The organism is Brevibacillus brevis, from assembly GCF_900637055.1.
Taxonomy (GTDB): Bacteria; Bacillota; Bacilli; order Brevibacillales; family Brevibacillaceae; genus Brevibacillus; species Brevibacillus brevis.
The window spans coordinates 4,877,141-4,895,932 of sequence record NZ_LR134338.1 but is presented as its reverse complement, the minus strand read 5'-3'; the positions used below and the strand labels follow the sequence as shown (position 1 = coordinate 4,895,932).

Annotated in this window: 17 protein-coding genes; 11 read left to right on the top strand and 6 right to left on the bottom strand. The window is 47.5% G+C overall.

Annotated features, from left to right (window positions below; genetic code table 11):
- Positions 1–12: 12 nt before the first annotated feature.
- The gene (locus EL268_RS23495; RefSeq protein WP_106655666.1) at positions 13–1,245 is read right to left on the bottom strand and encodes a cation:proton antiporter; all 1,233 of its coding nucleotides are present in this window, start codon (positions 1,243–1,245) and stop codon (positions 13–15) included.
- Positions 1,246–1,247: 2 nt separating this feature from the next.
- A complete protein-coding gene (locus EL268_RS23490) occupies positions 1,248–1,745 on the bottom strand; it encodes a cation:proton antiporter regulatory subunit (RefSeq protein WP_069846275.1) in 498 nt (165 codons plus the stop codon).
- Positions 1,746–2,071: 326 nt separating this feature from the next.
- Between EL268_RS23490 and EL268_RS23485 the strand changes: the two genes are divergently transcribed.
- On the top strand, positions 2,072–2,326 hold the full coding sequence (locus EL268_RS23485; protein WP_088906257.1) for a hypothetical protein: 255 nt from the start codon (positions 2,072–2,074) through the stop codon (positions 2,324–2,326).
- A 48-nt stretch (positions 2,327–2,374) separates the two neighbouring features.
- Here the strand turns inward: EL268_RS23485 and EL268_RS23480 are convergent, their stop codons facing one another.
- On the bottom strand, positions 2,375–3,667 hold the full coding sequence (locus EL268_RS23480; protein ID WP_106655665.1) for a dicarboxylate/amino acid:cation symporter: 1,293 nt from the start codon (positions 3,665–3,667) through the stop codon (positions 2,375–2,377).
- A 248-nt stretch (positions 3,668–3,915) separates the two neighbouring features.
- Here EL268_RS23480 and EL268_RS23475 point away from each other — a divergent pair, with 248 nt between their 5' ends.
- The 3 genes from EL268_RS23475 to EL268_RS23465 all read left to right on the top strand — a co-directional run bounded on the left by EL268_RS23475 (position 3,916) and on the right by EL268_RS23465 (position 6,984).
- A complete protein-coding gene (locus EL268_RS23475; protein ID WP_106655664.1) occupies positions 3,916–4,662 on the top strand; it encodes a stalk domain-containing protein in 747 nt (248 codons plus the stop codon).
- A 212-nt stretch (positions 4,663–4,874) separates the two neighbouring features.
- A complete protein-coding gene (locus EL268_RS23470; RefSeq protein WP_106655663.1) occupies positions 4,875–5,561 on the top strand; it encodes a response regulator transcription factor in 687 nt (228 codons plus the stop codon).
- Positions 5,530–6,984 (top strand): HAMP domain-containing sensor histidine kinase, encoded by a 1,455-nt coding sequence (locus EL268_RS23465; RefSeq protein WP_106655662.1) that lies wholly within the window; start codon positions 5,530–5,532, stop codon positions 6,982–6,984. Before EL268_RS23470 ends, EL268_RS23465 begins: the two co-directional genes overlap by 32 nt.
- A gap of 5 nt (positions 6,985–6,989) precedes the next feature.
- Here the strand turns inward: EL268_RS23465 and EL268_RS23460 are convergent, their stop codons facing one another.
- Complete coding sequence (locus tag EL268_RS23460) at positions 6,990–8,039, bottom strand: DctP family TRAP transporter solute-binding subunit (protein ID WP_106655661.1); 1,050 nt, start codon at positions 8,037–8,039, stop codon at positions 6,990–6,992.
- An 88-nt stretch (positions 8,040–8,127) separates the two neighbouring features.
- Between EL268_RS23460 and EL268_RS23455 the strand changes: the two genes are divergently transcribed.
- The 4 genes from EL268_RS23455 to EL268_RS23440 are packed head-to-tail and all read left to right on the top strand — an operon-like array spanning position 8,128 to position 12,522.
- Complete coding sequence (locus tag EL268_RS23455) at positions 8,128–9,441, top strand: sensor histidine kinase (RefSeq protein WP_232030027.1); 1,314 nt, start codon at positions 8,128–8,130, stop codon at positions 9,439–9,441.
- Positions 9,428–10,189: a response regulator gene (locus tag EL268_RS23450; RefSeq protein WP_106655660.1), complete on the top strand. Its 762-nt coding sequence runs from the start codon at positions 9,428–9,430 to the stop codon at positions 10,187–10,189. The genes EL268_RS23455 and EL268_RS23450 overlap by 14 nt, the downstream gene beginning before the upstream one ends.
- Positions 10,176–11,543, top strand: coding sequence for a sigma-54 interaction domain-containing protein (locus EL268_RS23445; RefSeq protein WP_106655659.1), 1,368 nt, complete (start codon positions 10,176–10,178; stop codon positions 11,541–11,543). The genes EL268_RS23450 and EL268_RS23445 overlap by 14 nt, the downstream gene beginning before the upstream one ends.
- A gap of 49 nt (positions 11,544–11,592) precedes the next feature.
- A complete protein-coding gene (locus EL268_RS23440) occupies positions 11,593–12,522 on the top strand; it encodes a S66 peptidase family protein (RefSeq protein ID WP_106655658.1) in 930 nt (309 codons plus the stop codon).
- A 250-nt stretch (positions 12,523–12,772) separates the two neighbouring features.
- Here the strand turns inward: EL268_RS23440 and EL268_RS32925 are convergent, their stop codons facing one another.
- Together EL268_RS32925 and EL268_RS23435 are read right to left on the bottom strand one after the other, a co-directional pair.
- A complete protein-coding gene (locus EL268_RS32925; RefSeq protein WP_164724509.1) occupies positions 12,773–12,925 on the bottom strand; it encodes a hypothetical protein in 153 nt (50 codons plus the stop codon).
- 74 nt (positions 12,926–12,999) lie between these two features.
- Positions 13,000–14,988: a serine hydrolase domain-containing protein gene (locus EL268_RS23435; protein WP_106655657.1), complete on the bottom strand. Its 1,989-nt coding sequence runs from the start codon at positions 14,986–14,988 to the stop codon at positions 13,000–13,002.
- Between the two features lie 278 nt (positions 14,989–15,266).
- On the opposite strand from EL268_RS23435, the gene EL268_RS23430 reads away from it, so the two are divergent.
- The 3 genes from EL268_RS23430 to EL268_RS23420 all read left to right on the top strand — a co-directional run bounded on the left by EL268_RS23430 (position 15,267) and on the right by EL268_RS23420 (position 18,490).
- A complete protein-coding gene (locus EL268_RS23430; RefSeq protein ID WP_106655656.1) occupies positions 15,267–15,854 on the top strand; it encodes a sensor domain-containing protein in 588 nt (195 codons plus the stop codon).
- A 4-nt stretch (positions 15,855–15,858) separates the two neighbouring features.
- Positions 15,859–17,667: a helix-turn-helix transcriptional regulator gene (locus tag EL268_RS23425; RefSeq protein ID WP_106655655.1), complete on the top strand. Its 1,809-nt coding sequence runs from the start codon at positions 15,859–15,861 to the stop codon at positions 17,665–17,667.
- 199 nt (positions 17,668–17,866) lie between these two features.
- Complete coding sequence (locus tag EL268_RS23420) at positions 17,867–18,490, top strand: hypothetical protein (protein ID WP_106655653.1); 624 nt, start codon at positions 17,867–17,869, stop codon at positions 18,488–18,490.
- Positions 18,491–18,792 lie beyond the last annotated feature (302 nt).

Below are 18,792 nucleotides of genomic sequence, written 5' to 3'. Positions count from 1 at the left end.
ATGTCTCTCCTATTATCCAGCGTCTGCTTTGTTTTCTGATTCTTTGAGTGATGCCTTTCGATCCAGACGAAACACAGCATTGAGCAACTTGTAAATATGCTTGGATTCCTTGGTCAACAATGGACCTAATATGGCGAGAATCAGAACGTAAAGAGCCGCAAATGGTTGCAGAATTTCCATGAGTGCGCCCGCTTTTCCGAGATTAGCCATGATGATGGAGAACTCACCGCGAGATACAATGGTCAGTCCAATATTGGTAGAAGCCTTGGGAGATAATCCGGCACTTCGCCCAGCCAAAAGTCCGGCGACGACGTTACCGAAAAGGGTGAGGGCAACTGCACCAATGGACAACCATACGGCTCCACCTAATGACAATGGATCAATTGTCAAACCGAAGCTGAAGAAGAACATGGCTCCGAAGAAGTCACGAAACGGCAGGATGAGGTGCTCGATGCGTTTCATGTGTTGTGTTTCTGCCAGAACGAGACCTACGAGCAATGCTCCGATGGCTTCGGCAACATGGATCGTTTCGGAAAAACCCGCAATCAGAAACAAAGCGGCAAACACCGTAATCATAAACACTTCGTTTGATTTGATGTTCAATGCCCGATTTAGGAAAGGTACGAGCTTGCGGCCTACGATAATGAGGAGGAGCATGTAGCCGAGTGCAATCAATGCGGATGAGAGTACGCCGGCAAGAGAAGTTGCACCGCTTAACACCAAGCCGGACACGATCGAAATATAGACGGCCAAGAATATGTCTTCGAACATGATGATCCCCAAGATCATCTCTGTTTCGCGATTTGCTGTACGTTTGAGATCCACCAGGACTTTTGCCACGATGGCACTGGAGGAAATAGTGGTAATACCGGCGATAATCAAAACTTCTTTGAGTGGAAATCCTGCGGCCCAACCAAACAAGAGACCGAGGGTAAAGTTGATGACGATGTAGATGGTACCGCCTACGGCAATGGATCGACCAGCCTTGATCAGACGGCCCACTGAAAATTCCAGTCCGAGGTAAAACAACAGGAAGAGTACGCCAATTCTGCCCATAAATTCGATGAGCGGGGCGCTTTCAATAAAGCGGAGATCAAACAATCCGATGTCGGGAGCGTGTGGACCCACGATCATCCCGACGAGAATGTAGAAGGGTACGATGGAGAATTTTAACTTCATAGAGAGGAACCCCGCAATTGCTATGAGTGCGAGGGCAAGACCAACTTCAAAAACGATGTGCTCCAATATCACTCACCTCCGTTGCTGAGAATAGTCTTGAGAGCCTTCACCTGCTTCCGTTCACCTGCAACGACCAACGTAGATCCTGTACAAAGGACATACTCGGGGCCGGGATTAATCGTTTGTTTATGGTCTTTTTCAATAACAGCGATGATGGTAGCGCCTGTTTCTTGACGAATGTTGAGTTCCCCAATCGTCTTGCCGATGGCAGGAGCGTTCGATTCAATCTTGTACCATTCAATCATGAGTTTGTCTAACGCAACCTCGACTGTTTCCAGTGCAGATGGTTTGTACGTCAAGCCGCCTACGATGGCAGCAATTTGTCTCGCCTCATCGTCGTCAAGGGTAACCATGGAGATTGTTTCGTCCATATCATCACGGTCAAAGTGATACATTTCCCGGCGACCGTCATCGTGAATGACAATAACCAGCTTGTCGCCACTTCTGGTTTCGACCTGGTACTTCCTGCCGATTCCTGGCAAATCGGATTCTCTAATAGAGAACATGTAAGATCCTCCTTCGCGAAAAAACACTGTATTGGCATAGATAGCTCTCTTTTTTCCCAGTGAGCAACAAGTCGTCAATAATTATTTGGAATTATATCCATTCCGGTGATATTTTAGTAATAATCCCCCCTGTGTGCGGATTATTGTCGACATTCATACCTATATCCACTATTATACACGAAATGACGTCATTTTTCTTTAAAATGAAACATTTTTATTAAAAAATGACACACTTATAAACATATAGGCATATTAACTTTCCTCTAAAATGAGGTCGCTCCTCCATGAGTGGGCTTCGATAGAGGTTATTTTAAGGATGATGAAACATGGCGAACAAACAGTATCGATTAACAGAAGCGGAATGGATCTTTATTCAAGACATGCGGTCCATGGATATGGATGAGCTATTGGACATCGTGATCGCATTGCGCAATGAGGTAAGGGAGCTGGAGAAAAAGGCGGAGCTGATCAAAGAGCGCGAGAAAGAGGGCTGGCAGGAGGAGTATCAGGCAGCACAGAAGCGAATTAATCATCTGCGCCAATTTGAGGTTGAGCTACGCAAGACATGGCCAAATGACTAAAGAAAAAAGAGGTTCTCTCTCAATAGGAGAACCTCTTTTTTATAGGGACTAGGCCATGATCGGTTTTGCTTCTGACTCGTTGTCCGACTCGATGGCGGTTTCATCTGTTTGCTCGACACGTCCCGGATGGAACTCATTTTCATGCTTGGCTATAACCACGGCAGCTACGCCATTTCCAATCAGATTCGTGATGGCGCGCGCTTCAGACATGAAACGGTCAACGCCAAGGAGCAGTGCGATGCCTTCGACCGGGATGACAGGGAAGGCTGCCAAGGTAGCGGCGAGTGTAATGAAACCGGAACCTGTGACACCAGCAGCCCCTTTTGACGTAATCATCAGGATTCCTAAAAGGGTGACCTGTTCCCAGAAGCTGAGCTCGATGCCATATGCCTGGGCGATAAAAATGGCAGCCATAGATAAATAGATGGAGGTGCCATCCAGGTTAAACGAGTAGCCCGTCGGTACGACCAGACCGACAACGGATTTGGAGCAGCCGTACTTCTCCAGCCGATCCATCATTCTCGGAAGAGCAGACTCTGAGGAGGAGGTCCCGAGCACGAGCAGGATTTCCTCCCGAATGTATTTGATAAACGAGAAGATATTGAATTTGTAGTAGCGCGCGATCCCGCCCAGTATGAGAATAATGAACAAAAACATCGTGATGTAGACAGCTGTCATCAAAAGGCCCAGTCTGGTCAGCGAGCCAATGCCGAATTTGCCAATCGTGTACGCCATCGCGCCAAATGCAGCCAATGGAGAAACCTTCATGATCATGTTGACGACACCAAAAAATCCGTGTGCCAGCTTGTCAAACAGCTTGATGACAGGCTGAGACGCTTGCCCCATGGCAGCGAGTGAGAGACCAAACAGGACAGCGAAGAACAGAATAGGCAACAGCTCGCCTTTTGCCATCGCCCCGACGACATTTTCCGGAATGATCCCCGTAATAAAATCAATAAAACCGTTGTTACTCGAAGCAGCAGCCTCCGTGTACTTGGAGACGTCCCCACTGGTCAGTCCCGTTTTGTCAAAGCCTACCCCAGGCTTGATCAGGTTGACCACGAGCAGTCCGATTGCCAATGCGATTGTGGTAACGATTTCAAAATAGAGCAGCGCTTTGCCGCCGATCTTACCGACCTTTTTCATGTCTCCCATACTGGCGATTCCATTCACTACGGTGAAGAAGACAATCGGTGGAATGACCATTTTGATCAGTTTGACAAAAATATCGGCCAACACCTTCAGCTCTGCGCCAAATTTGGGTGCAAAATGACCAACTAGGATACCGAGAATAATGGCAATAACGACCTGTACGGTCAGATTTTTAAAGTTGATCCGCATCGAATCCACTCCTCCTTCATGTTTTGAAAGCGCTTTATCCTTCTCTTTCGCATTGTATAAATTGTGTAAAAAATTGAAAATGATACGGTCATATTGGTTGTTTTGGTCCTTTTGGTCATAGAAATCCCCTCAAATTGGAAAGGAAAAAATCAATTATTGACATACTCTCGACACGAACGATAGGTAAAGTAAGAAATGTACATAGTGACACGAAAGAAATAGACAACCGGGAGAATGGAGGATTTTCTATGTTCAAGAAGCAATATCTGGCGATTGCCTCAGCGTTGATTCTGACTACCACACTTATTCCGACGAGCTCTCAAGCAGCGACTGGAACGAAGAATCTGCAAGCTAAGTACAACAACATTAAAGTAATTTATAACGGCGCAGCTGTTCCAACTACAATCGAACCATTTATCGTAAACGGAACCACGTACATCCCGCTGCGTATGATGGCGGACGTGTTCAGCAAGGATGTAGCATGGGATGGCACGAAGTACACCATTACGGTAAAAGACAAGCCGAACTCCCAGCACGCATCAGAGTTGGCTGCACGTGATGCTCAAATCAGAACCTTGCAAGGAACAATTGACAGCCTGAACAAACAGATTACTGATTTGAAAAACAGCAAGAGCAGCAGAGATGATGACGATGATGTCCAAGATGATCTGGACGACCTGGAAGATCAACTGGACAGCGATTACGATGACTACGAAGATATCGAGTGGAAGTTCACGCTGAGTGGCGACGAAGATGATATCGATGTAGAAATCGCGGTCGACAAGGATGAATTTGAAGACGAGTACGACGCTATGGATGATTCCGATTTCGAGGATCTCGTTGAAAAAGTAGTAGAAGATATTTGGGATGAGTTCGAAGACGCTGACATTGAAGGTGAAATCGTAGACAGCAGCGATGACGACGATGAGCTGTGGGATTTCTCCGCGGATGCTAGCGATGAAGAAATCACTTTCGACGGTAGCGTTATCAACTAAATACCACTCAAAGTGGGGACGTTTCTCACAAAAAAAGCCTTGCTCCTTTACATGGGATGCAAGGCTTTTTTCCTATTTTCCAAAAACATCAAAGGCAAATTTTAATACAAGGCTGTAAACTGATAGAATAGAAGTACGTAGAGTATAGAGGGAACCATGCGAGAATTCGCGAATAGGAATGATTATATGTCTGTAAATCAGGTAGGGAAGATATGAAAAGCATTTTGTTGGTAGAAGATGAACTGGTGATATCGCGCGTGCTGAAGGCTTACTTGCAAAAGGCAGGGTATGAGGTCTGGCAAGCGAATGACGGGATCGAGGCCATGCAGCTTTTTGATGAGAAAAAGCCGGATTTGGTTCTATTGGATGTCATGCTCCCTGAACGCAATGGCTGGGAGATTCTCCAGTACATTCGTGAAAAGAGCTCCTGTCCTGTCATTATCATGACAGCGCTCGGGCAGACAGACCAAAAGCTCAAGGGACTCAATCAAGGAGCAGATGACTACATAACGAAGCCTTTTGTCGCGGACGAAGTAGTTGCGAGGGTCAATGCGGTACTGCGACGTTCTGTTATTTTGGTGAAAGATCAGGAAACCCGACTATTCGGAAGCTTGAAAATAAACTTTCAGTCCCACCACGTGACGCTGCACGGTCTCGAACTGACGTTTCACCCGCGCGATCTGTCCTTGCTGCTTTTTCTGGCACAAAATCCGAATCAGACTTTTACCCGTGAGCAGTTGATTGAACAAGTATGGGGAATGGACTACGGGGGGAGTGACCGTGCCGTAGACTTGGCGATCAAGCGGGTCAGAAAGACTTTGGAGAATTGGCCGGTTCATGAGGGCGAGATCAAGACGCAAAGAGGGGTTGGGTATCAATTCTGTGTTTATAAAAAATAATGAGCCCGTATCGCTGCTGCGTTATTGGACCACACGTTATCTGCTCACCCTCGTGATCGGGTTGCTCATCATTGGAGCAGTCTCTGCTTATTGGATCAAGTACGCTGCGATTGAAAAGCAGGTTGAGGTCACGCGACTGTTTGCAGAGGAAGTGGCTGATCGAGTCGTCGATGATGTTGGAAATATTTTGGTGGGGGAAAAACTTCATCAGGTATTGGATAATCGGCGCAAGTTTATGGGTGTTGATCGCAACCTGATCTTGTTCATTGAAGATGTAAAAGGAGAGGTCGTTTACAGTCGGCCAACCAAGCTTCCAACTCCCTTGCAGCAGGCAGCGCCTGAGTTGTTGGAGCAGGCGAATATGTGGGATAAAGTGAGGCACCCGTCAGGTGAGACACTGTATGTGGTGAGGAAAAATTTGGAATACAATGATCAAGTCATTGGCAAGGTGATCTTGCTTTTCCCAGAAACGGATATCAAGGTAGGCAAAGAGGAAATCCAATATTTGGTCATTATGCTGGGCAGCTTGGGTGTGCTTGGCTGGGCGGTTATTTATTTTCATGCGCGGAAGCTGTCTGAGCCGATTCAAAATGTGGTGATGTCCGCACGACAGATCGTAGAAGGAAACTACGACGTCTTGATCAATAAAACGATCAAGGAAAAGGAAATTCACGAGCTGGTGCATACGTTTGCGGAAATGGCCGACCGTCTTCGGCAGTTGGAAAGCATGCGAACAGAGCTTTTGGCTGGGGTGACACACGAGCTGAAAACCCCCGTTACGTCTATTAGCGGATTGATCCAGGCAATTAACGACGAGGTGGTTTCCGGTGAGGAGCAGAAGGAGTTTTTGGAAATCTGCCTGAAGGAAACGAAGCGTCTGCAAAAAATGGTAGAGGATTTGCTAGACTTCAATTCATTTGCCGTAGGAGCGATCACGGTTTGTCAGGAAGAGCAAAACGTGAACAAGCTGATCCGCGAGATCGCCTCACAATGGCAGATTGTCCACGACCTCGGTCACGTCACATTTACCGTGGGGGTTCTGGAACAGCAGACGATGATCTATGTCGATCCGGGCCGTGTCCAGCAAATCTTGATTAATCTTTTGAACAACGCGAAACAGGCTGTCGGTGAGGCTGGGAACATAGCGCTCACTCTCTACAAAACGGATACCGATTTACGAATCGATGTCAAAGACGATGGGCCAGGAATACCTGCAAAGGAACAGCCACTTGTGTTCGAGCGTTTCTTTCGGGGAAGCAATAAAAAAGACAAAGTTCGTGGACTCGGTTTGGGGCTGTCCTATTCCCGCATGATGGCGAAGGCACTCGGCGGAGATCTCCTCCTCGCAAAAAGCACGTCAGAGGGATCGGTTTTTACGCTGATTTTGCCCATGCGCAAGGAGCAGAGCGAGGAGATTGCGTGAGAGCTTCACCGGCGTTGGTGGAGCTCTCTGATTTTTACCATCAATGGTTCACCGATACTCGGAGCGAATTGATCGTAGACTGGCTGCAACGCTTCGATCCAGGCGGCACGTTCTTCTGCTGTCTGCATGTGGATGTGCATCCCCCCATTTTCTTGGAGCAAGCGCAGCTGTTTGTCATTCATCGAAACAGCCAATTGATTATTGTAAGCTGTCGCTTCCTGCATGGCTTCTGATATGGCCTGCTGAATATCGGCGGGGAGACTGTTCCAAAACGTTTTATTAATCACGACGGCGTAGCCCAGATAGCTGTGATTGCTGATCGTCATGTGCTTTTGTACTTGGTAGAGCCGTTTGGTGTACACATTGGAGATGGTATTTTCTTCGCCGTCTACTTTTCCGGCAGCCAGCATGCTGTATAATTCATTGAAGGAAGAGCCTACAGGAATTGCCTGGAGTGTGCGAAACTGAGCTTCGATCACGTTGCCTGGTATGATGCGCAAACGTTGGCCGACAAAATCGGAAGGCATGATCAACGGGCGATTGGCTGTCACTTGCTTAAAGCCGCTTGCCCAGAAGGCCAGTCCTTTCATGTCGGAATCTTCTAGCTTATCAAATAGTATTTGGCCGATTTCCCCATTGAATACGGTTTCGACGTCCTCTTGCGATCGAAACAGATAAGGCAGATCAAGGACAGCCCACTCGGGAATCGTGTTTGACAGATAGGAGAATGCAGGGGCGATCATCTGGATCTCGCCGTTTTGCAAGGCAGTCATCTCGGTTTTCTCGGTGTGAAGGATACTGTTGGGAAAGACCTGTACCTCTACACGTCCGTTTGTCTTTTCCTTCACTAGCTGGGAAAAGCGTTCGATAGTCAGACCCTTTGGCGTGTTTTCCGCGATCACGTGGCTGAACTTGATGATAATTTGATTGGACAGCCCTACCTGTTCTTCGTCGTATCCTTTGTTTTCCATCAGGAGATCCGATCCGAAGCCTATAATGACAGCGCTCACAAGTCCGAGCAGGACAATGAATGTACTGGTTACCAACGATTTCATTTTCAAACACCTGCTTACGTTGAATGAATTTGAGTTGCAAACCCAATAGAAAGGAAAGAACGAGCCTGTTCGAACGATTAACAATCAAATGGAAGATTATGCTGCTCTCCGTCGGAATCGTTCTTTTTTCCTTGATTATCGGAAACTTGATCATGGCCGGAGGGATTATTCGGATTACGGAAACCCAACTGGGACAACGGCTCTGCGGGCCTACGTGCCGATCATGGATGACCAGCATCAGCAGGTGGGTGTTGTCTTGGTCGGACGTGTCATGCCTGATGTATGGGGGATCTTGTACACCGAGCGAAACAATATCGCGCTGACCTTTTTCTTCTCCTTATTGTTCGGGGTGTGGGGCTCCTATCAGTTGGCCCGTCACATGAAAAAGCAGATGCTCGACCTGGAGCCGGACGAAATCGCGCGAATCCTGGTAGAGAGAACCGCAACCTTCCATGCCATGCATGAGGGGGTCATCGCCATCGACAATCGGGAACGAATCACAATCTTTAACGACAGGGCGAAGCAAATTTTTGGCATAGAAGGAGAGGTGCTGGGCAAGTACATACGGTCTGTCCTGCACGACACCAGATTACCAGAAGTGCTGGAGCTTCGCCAGAATTTTACCAACACGGAAATTCACGTCGGCAATACGCTGCTCTGGTCTAACCGTTTTCTGATCAAGGTCGAGGAAAAGATCGTCGGCGCAATTGCCATTTTTCAGGACAGAACAGAAGTGGCGAGAATGGCGGAGGAGCTGACGGGCGTAAAAGAATTCGTCGGTGCACTGCGGGTACAAAATCACGAGCACATGAATCATTTGCATACCATCGCAGGCTTGCTCCAGCTCCATCAACATGAAAAGGCACTCGCGTATTTGTTCGAGGTCAACGAGCAGCAGGAGGAACTCACCTCCTTTTTAACAACGCGGATCATGGATGAGAATTTATCTGGGCTCTTGATTGGCAAAGTAAGTCGAGGAAGAGAGCTAGGCATCCGTGTTGTCATTGATCGCAGGAGTCATCTGGAACGTTTTCCGCCGTACATGGATCATCATAATTTCGTGCTCATTTTGGGAAATCTGATCGAGAATGCCTTTGATTCACTGGAGCGAATCGAACGCGAAGATAAGGAGATCATGATCAGTATCGAACAAGACGAAGAGATTTGCTCCATTCTGGTGGAGGACAACGGAATCGGCATGGACGAAGAGACGCGTCTACACATGCTGGAACGGGGATTTTCTACGAAAGAACGTGTGCACCGTGGACTTGGTCTGCACCTGGTGCATCAGTTGGTTAATAAAGGGGGAGGCGAGCTGGTTTGCCATTCGGCACGCGGAGAAGGGGCCAGCTTTCTCATTACGTTTCCGATGGGGGAGATGGAGAGTCATGGAGAAGGATAACGATAGCATTCGCGTACTGATTATGGAAGACGATCCGATGGTACAGGAAATCAACAAGCAGTTCATTGAGCGTGTCCCAGGCTTTGACGTGGTCGGAATTGCAGCCAACGGGGCAGATGGACTCAAGCTAGTGAATGAGCTCGCGCCTGACTTGGTGATCATTGATATTTTCATGCCGATCCAGGACGGGGTGAAGGCGCTGATGGAGCTGCGCGCCGCCAAACATGCAGTGGATGTCATCGTCGTGACAGCTGCAAAGGACAAGACCACGATCCAATCGATGCTGCGCAATGGGGCGATGGACTATATTATCAAGCCGTTTCAATTCGAACGGATCAAGCAGTCATTGGAAAACTATCGAGAGTTCCGCCGACGGATTGATTGGGAGGGTACCGCATCCCAGGATGAGGTCGACCAGCTGTTATTCCGCAAAAGCCCGGAAAAAGAACAAGCCGATGCCACTTCAGGCAGGATAGTGCTGCCGAAGGGACTGCACGCTGTCACCATGGAGCAAATCATGCGCCAGATCGAGAAAGAGAGTCAGCCGCTCTCGGCAGATGACGTGGCCGAACGTGTAGGGATCGCGAGAGTGACGGCCAGACGCTATTTGGACTATCTGGAGAAGAGCGGGAGTGTCAGAATGGATGTCAGCTATGGTGGGGTAGGCAGACCGACGAATCGCTATGTACGTGTCACTCCACAAGATGCGGGGGGCACGGGAGGTAGAGAGCGCCATGATCGATTATGAAGCGTTATTAGGCTCGCTGTTTGATATCGTGCACGTCACAGACGCAGAAGGCAGAACCTTGTATGGCTCGGAAAGATTTGAAGAATTTTTCGGAATTGATCCTGCGGAGATGATGGGCAAGCCGATTGAGGAGTTTTATCATCTCGGCTATTTTGCGCCAACGATCACGATGCGGGTCATTCGCGACAAGAAAAAGATACATACGATTCAAACCACCCGGAAAAATCGCAAGCTTTTTGTGGAAGGCACACCGATTTGGGATCAGGACGGGAATTTTAACGGAGTGATCCATACTTTCATTGATATAACTAGCCAGGAGCAACTGCAGCAGGAATTACATGAAGTCAAGTACGTCGGGACGGTCTTGCAGAGTGAAATGACCAAGGAGAATAACAGACAAAAAGGAGAGACTAGCTTGATCTACCGCAGTCAGTCCATGGAGCAGGTCGCCATGATGGCCAAAAAACTGTCGCAGGTAGAATCATCCATGATCCTGTTGGGAGAATCAGGTGTCGGAAAAGGCGTGCTGGCAAAATACATCCACGAGTGCAGTCCGCGGGTGGACAAGCCATTCGTGCACATCAACTGCGGAGCCATTCCTGAGACATTGCTGGAGTCAGAGCTGTTTGGCTATGAAAAGGGTGCTTTTACGGGAGCGGACAAAGATGGCAAGGCAGGTTTGATTGAAAAGGCAAACGGAGGCACGCTGTTCTTGGACGAGATCGGGGAGATGTCACTCTCCTTGCAAGTGAAGCTGTTGAATGTGTTGCAAGAAAAAACGATTACGCCCGTAGGCAGCTCTGTCTCGCGAAAAGTAGATGTAAAGCTGATCACGGCCACAAATAAAAACCTGCGGCAAATGGTCAAGGAAGGCAAGTTTCGCGAGGATTTGTACTATCGCATTCATGTCGTCCCATTGGAAATTCCGCCGCTGCGCGAACGGCAGGAAGAGATACCCGTGCTCGTCCACTACTTTCTCAATGTCTTTTCGCAAAAGTACTGTTTGGAAAGACAGCTCGCAGATACCTGCTATCGCATCCTCAGCGAATACGATTGGCCTGGCAATGTGCGGGAGTTGGAAAATGTAGTGGAACGGCTCGTCGTCACGTCACATGATGTGCTCATTACGCCCGCGCAAATTCCGCGTTATATTCATAACCAAGAGTCCAGTGTGAACAAAGGGATCAAGGTAGATCGTGTGATGGCGATGCAGGATGCCATGGACGAGGTGGAGCGCCAGCTCGTGCACCGGGCCTATGAGCAGCATAAGACGACAACAAAGGTAGCGGAAGCGCTCGGAATCAGCCAGCCGTCTGCAAGTCGCAAGCTGCGAAAATGGCTATGCACCATTTGACACAGATGTACGATAATGGGGAGAGAAACCGTGGGAGGAGACTGGACAGATGAACAAAGGGAAAGCATTGCGAGCGGGCGATACAATCGGAGTAGTGGCAACCTCAAGTCCTGCTACAGAAGAAGTGCTGAACAAAGCAATGGCAGAGCTGCAAGGTTTGGGATACAAAGTGAAAATATCGGATACGTGCCGAGAATCGTACGGTGGGTATTTGGCGGGAACTCCTGAGCAACGGGCGGCTGAGCTGAATGCCATGTTCGTCGACGAGGAAGTGGACGGAATCATGTGCATGCGGGGCGGTTACGGTTCCCCGCAAATTCTGCCCTTGCTCGATTATGACCTCATCGCCGAAAACCCGAAGCTGTTTATCGGCTACAGCGACATTACGGCGCTGCATACCGTTTTCGGACAGCGCGCGAATCTGGCTACCCTTCACGGACCGATGGCTACCTCAGACATCGCGCATGGACTGGATGACTGGTCCAAGCAATATTTGCTGCGCGCTATGACTCGCCCCGAGCCATTGGGAGCGATCATTAATCCTCCTGGAGAAGAAATCGTCTGTCTCGTCGAAGGTCAGGCAGCTGGACCCGTAGTCGGCGGGAATCTCGCCCTCGTCTCCGCGTTGATGGGGACGCCTTACCAGCTCGATACGAGAGGCAAGCTGTTGTTCCTGGAGGATATCGACGAAGAGCCGTACCGGATTGACCGCATGCTGACACAGCTTGCCCAGGGCGGCTTGTTTGATGATTGTGCGGGCGTCGTCATCGGGACATGGACCGATTGTGAGCCGAAAAAGCGCGAAGGCTTCTCTGTCTGGGATGTGTTTCAAAATATCGTCGTACCGTACGGAAAGCCGACCATCTGGAACATACAGATCGGACATGGCGCGTGCAACATCGCTCTCCCTCTGGGCGTAGAGGCTAGTCTCGATGCGACAAACGGTGAACTGGTGATCGAAGAGAGTGTAACGATATAGCGAAGATTTGTTTGAGTTCAAGAAGGCTTCCCTAACTCTTGTAGCGTTGGTGGGAGCCTTTTTGGGTTAACGAAATTCCAAGTTGTTGTTTTTTGATCTTTTCGTCCGGCCGCTTCTCTTTGGGAAGCGCAGCGGATACTAGAAAACGATGAAGGTACTTGCGAGAATCCGTCTTCATAAGCGGGATTTTTCCTGGACAAAGAAAGGCTGCCGAGTTTCTCGACAGCCTTAAAGTGGGGGAAAGTAGTTATTAATCTTTCAGCTCAGTAATCACTTTTGAAGCGCGTTTTTCATCAGGGGTAGGGAACATTTGAAATTGATGCTGAAGCTCGATTTCCTTCTCATTCAAGTCACTTGAATCTTTTTGCTCAGCTTGTCCCTTGTGTTTATCGCTATTATCCACGACCAGTCACCTCCCTCAAAGGAGTAGGGTATACAACAAGTCCCTACATTATCCCAAAAAGAGGAAAAGGATGCTTATCGTTTAATCGGCAATGAATAGTAACCAAATGCTAAGTCAAGTAAGGCACTGGCTTCTTGACGCTTCAGTAAATCTTTTGCGCGGAATGTGAAAGAGCCATCTGCGTTTACCTTCGTGTCAGGATCGACGATGCCTTGTGAAACAAGAGCAGTGATCGCATCTTTTGCCCATGCGTCGGCTGTGTCTTGCAGCGTCACTTTGCTGGTTGCCACAGGTTCAAGCTGCTTTAAATTTTGGATCATGGCAGCAGCGACTTGTCTTGTGATTGGTGACGATGGATTCAAATTAGGGATGCCCGCGGCCAATTGCTGTCTAAGCCCGTCTTCACTCCCGGCCATTACGTAATGGCCTTCTGCTTTGATCAGGGCGTCAGCAAATTCGCCTTGTGTCATGGTCCCTGTAGGATCAAATTTACTTCCCGATTTTGCTCCCATAATGGAAAGGGCGCTGATGTTGTTGATATGGGTCTTATAGCTGCTGGTGTTAGGGACGTCTGAGTAGGTCTTTTCCATTTCCATTTTTTGTGTTTCGCCAGCAAGGTTAACTCCTTTTGGCGTTGTATAATAGAAGTATTTGATGTTACCGTTTTTGTCTTCCTTGAACGCGACTTTTTCGCCTACCTCATCTACAAATAGCAATGGGCGAATCATTCGCAGCTTTTGTTTTCCGGTTGCCTCACTCTCAAGCACGAGTGATCCATTCTCATAGGTAATAGAAGTGCGTGTCCAATAGGCACGCGTATGTTGATACAGCCCGAAATATTTTTGCGCATCCGCTTCACTCAAGGGCAAGTAATCAGGCTCAGCTTTTTTTTCTGTTTCTGGGAAATAATGATCCATGAATTCTTTGTAAATATCAGCGCTAATCATTGAATCATTGTTGTAGGACATGAAAAAGCCGGTTTTATGTTCCGGGATCAATACCATCAGGGAAGAATGGCCTGGCATGTTTCCGCCCTTCAAAACAACGTGCTGACCATTTGTATACTCTGGAAAATAGTTTTCAAAGCCTACGGTTGTGATCGGGATGTCATCCGCGAAAATCTGGTGCGTATGCATCAATTCCATGCTTTTCTGGCTGACGATTTCCTTGCCGTCAAATTTTCCGTTTTGCAGGTGCATGATCATGTACTTTGCCATGTCTTCTGCTGTTGATATAATGCTTCCCTGCGGACCATCAGTTGGAGCGGTTCCTTCTAGCGGACGTGGCTCGCCATTAAGATCGTAATTGGCAGCCATTCTCTTCATGAGCTCAGGCTTCAAACGTTCACTGGTCGAGGTCATTCCGAGAGGCTTGAACACTTTTTCATCCATATACTGGGCAAAGGGGATTCCACTTGCTTTTTCCACGGCATAGCCAGCGAGCAAGAATCCTGTATTATCATACGTATAGGTTTCGCCAGGTGGTCGGATGACGGTCGGCATGTGCTTTGGAAAGAATTCATCCATAGAGATGTCCTGCCCGATGTATTGTGGACCGGTAAAGGTAGTTTCGTCAGGAAATGCGAAGCCGGTTGTGTAGGTGAGCAAGTCGTACATGGTGACGGGTTTTCCTGTATTATTAGGAATTTTTAGCCCACCGAGATATTCCTCTATATTGCCATGCAGGTCAATTTTACCCGCATCGACTTGCTGCATGGCAGCCAAGGCGGTAAAGGTTTTCGATACGGAGCCAATTTGGAACACCGTGTCTTTATCAACAGGGATTTTCTTTTCCTTGTTAGCAAAGCCGTAACCTTTGTTCACGAGGACTTTGCCATCACGGACGACAACAAAGCTGGAACCAGCCACATTATGTTCTTTCATTTTTTCTGCAAACAGTGGATCGGCAAACGCTTCTATTTCTTTGGCATCCACCGGTCCTTGGGCAGCAATGGAAGCAGTCTGAGTGGATTCTACAGCACCGAGCGACTGCGTGCATGCGGAAATCAAGGTTGTGGAGAGAAGAAAAACGACGAGACTCATTTTTTGTATCACTTTTTTCATGTGCGATTCTCCTTTTTGTGTTGGCAACCCGGTTTGACGCACCGACTCTGAGAGTGAGCGCTTGAGCACAGTATGGCAAAGCTCGTGTCATACTCGGTAGTTACTTCTTGTCATCACTTTTCCGACTGACAAAATGATTTTGATTTTGATGAAATGACATGACTTAGCCTGTCATATGACATTTTGATACTGGCTCATGTGACGCGCAGTGGTTTACGGTAATGGCAGACCGTCATCATCATGTCGGAAAAGGTATAGATAGGAGCGAGTTAGCTTATATGAAAAGAGCGATCATGCGAAACGTTCAAAATGTTATCTTTTTGCTGTATACATTTGTCTCGGGAGTATTTTATTTATGTTTTTACTTGGTCAGTATCGTGCTTGGCTTGGCCTTGTCATTTACCGTAGTGGGAATTCCGTTGCTCACCAATGTGTTGCGTACAACTCAAACCTTTGTCCAGCATGAACGTATTCAGACGAAGATTTATACCGATATTTCCATAGAACCGTTGGCAATGAGACAAAGAGCAAAGGGAAATCAATGGATGCAGGCAAAGGCGGAATTAATGAATGTAAGAAACTGGCTATCCGTTTATTGGCTGATGCAAAAATTTGTCATAGGCTGTATCTGCCTGGTGATCGGAGTACTCATCTACATTGCACCCGTATGTTTTGCGTTCATACCGTTGCTCTATCCTTTCGTGGAGCTACATTTTTTCGGGAGCGTAGTGGATTCTGAGCTGAAGGCATTGCAAATTATGAGTTTAGGATTCATACTCATGATCGGATGCTCCAAGCTAGGGAACGGTCTGGTACAATTAGTTGGTGGGTACACCCGCTTGATGTTCAAAGCAATTAGGAGATGATGGTTTGTTAGATATCGTGAAACAATGGGCCTGGTATGACTGGGTGATGTTTTTTTTACGTCTGATCGTTTGCTTTTCACTCACCGTTACGACTGTAACATTTGGAGATTATCTCACGCTGCCCTTATGGATGGTTATACTTTGGGAAATGATGGTTTTTTCCGTCCCGTGGATTTGTTTGCAGCTGAGCTATCGTTACTATCTGATAGCAGAAATGCTCTTGTTTGGTGGATTATCGCTTTATCTCACGTCTATTTTTCCGGAGGCGTACCTTACTTTATTGATGCCAGCTTTTTTGATTGCCGCCAATAGTGCGAAGAAATCGTATCGCTGGTCGGCTCCCATTACGATTGTGATCCTTCCTCTGCTGATTGTGCTTTTTTCGCGGGGAATTGATGTCTTCGTGATTTTTTCGCAAGTCGGGCTTGCTTATGCGATTGGGTTTGCTTTTCATTTGCTCATCGTCAACCATCGTCAAAATGAAATTATTCGCAAGCAAAACAGTGTGCTGGAGCAATACCTCACCCAAATCGAGAGAGTGACTTTGCTGGAGGAGCGGGACCGACTCTCCAAGGACCTGCATGATACGATGGGGCATTCCTATGTCTCGATCATCATGGGGCTGGAAACCTTGCGTCAGGATGTAGCGTCGCAGGAAGGGACGCAAAAGCTCGACTCCCTCTTGAAGCTTGCGCGAAACGGCATGAAGGAAGTGAGAGGGTACTTGCATCAGATGGGGTCACCGCAAGAAACGCTTCCCTTGGTTCATTCGCTGAAGCAGCTTGCGGAGGAGTTTCAGACACATGCAAAGGTGAATGTGCGGTTTCGTGCGATCGGAGAAGAGTATCCTGTTGGTAAGCAGGTGAAAATGACCTTGTTTCGCTGTTTGCAGGAATCTTTGACGAATGCCGTACGTCACGGGCAGGCTACGGACATCGTCGTTTCCTTGCATTTTGAGCAGCAACAGACAAGGCTGGAAATACAGGATAACGGTCACGGGGTGGAAAATTGGGAGGATGGCTTCGGGATCACGACGATGAAAGAGCGGGCCGCTCTTTTGCAAGGAAGAGTAGCCGTATACTCAGAGCGGGGAGAAGGAACGCTCATTACTTGTTTGGTGCCGAGACTGATAGAGAGCGCCGATGAAATCATTCGTTTGTTTATCGTAGATGATCACGCGTTTATTCGGGAAAGCTTGCGCACCATACTCGAGGGACAGCGGGACCTGCGGGTAGTCGGAACGACCGAGGATGGGGCGCAGGCTGTGGAGCTGTGTGAGGAGCTAGAACCAGACCTGGTGCTGATGGATTTGGAGATGCCGAATATGGACGGGATTACTGCCACAAAACGAATAAAGGAAAAATGGCCCGGTATTCGTGTCCTTGTCCTGTCTACGTTTCAGGATACTGAAAAAGCCAAGGAGATCATGCGCAGTGGTGCAGACGGATATCTTTTGAAATCGATCGATTCACGAGAGCTTGCGGAAACGATTCGCCTCGTCCATCGCGGTGGTACGATGATTGCACAGGACCTGTTTCATAAAATGCTGGATGCACAGCCAGCAAACGAACAGGAAGATTTGCTCGTTGCTCCGAAACTAAGCGAAAAAGACGAGAATGCTTATGGTTTAACGAAGCGGGAGCAAGAGATTTTGCAGATGCTCTCCCAAGGCATGCGCTATAAAACGATTGCTTCCAAGCTGTATTTGTCAGACGGAACCGTGCGTAACTATGCATCCGCTCTATATGACAAGCTTGGAGTGCGGAATCGGGATGACGCGGTACAAAAAGGGATAAAGGAAGGACTTCTGTAACGTATGACAGCCAGGGAGAGTTGGCCCTGGCTTTTTGCATGGGGAGATGGGGGATTACTCAGAGGTATTTCACAAATCCACGCCAATCCTCCGTTCAATTTGACAACTATTTACATAAAGTTGTATATTAAACTACCAAATGTAATCCCTATATACATAAACAATTTTTCTATCAAACTCCACGAGGAGGAATGACACGATGGAAATGTCTATCACAAGAGGACTCTCAGAATTAAAGTTACTCGATAAAAGAATCCAAAAAGGAATCAATGAAACAACTTTCATGTCTTCCGCCATTGGGCATAAGCCAGTATCTGGTTACACGTCAACAGAACTTTATGAGGAAACAACAGAGCGCAACTACCAATCCATCGTTGATCTAATAAAAAGAAGACAAAAAATTAAGTCACTGATCGTCGAGTCCAATGCAAAGACGATGGTAATGATTAGCGGCAAGAGAATGACAGTGGCAGAAGCAATCGAGCGAAAAACCTCCATTCAATATGAAAAATCACTGCTGGAGAAAATGAGAAGAGATTACAACCACGCTGTCACGCAGGTTGAAGAGAAAAATGAAGAAGTACAGCTACGATTGGAAAGGCTACTTGAAGCGAACTTTGGCAAAGACTCCAAGGTGAAGGATACGGAAATGGAAGCCATCTCCAAACCGTTTAAAGAGCAAAATGAAGCGAAGCTCGTAGACCCCTTGAAGTTGAAAGAGAAAATGGATACGCTTAGTAAAGAAATCGATGAATTTGAGTGTGAAGTCGATTTTATCTTAAGTGAATCCAATACGATTACCAAAATCAATCTTGTGGATTAACAGTGTGCCTTGCTAGCCATTTGAATAGCTGATAAACGAGAGTCCCTTGCCTAGTGGGTTAACTAGGCCATCCTAAAATTATTTGGTGAATATGAGGATGAAAGCTCAAAGATGAGAGCTCAGCTTTCAAAACTTACGTATCAAAGCTCTTTAGGCTCAAAGATCAGGACTTAGGCTTTAAGACTCGATGAAATCTTGGGGCATTGGTCCATAAAAGTACACTCTCTGGACTTTTCAGCAACCACCAAGCTAAATGGTTAGCAACTAGCACGCTTACAAAGTAGAGATATGTTGAGAAAGGT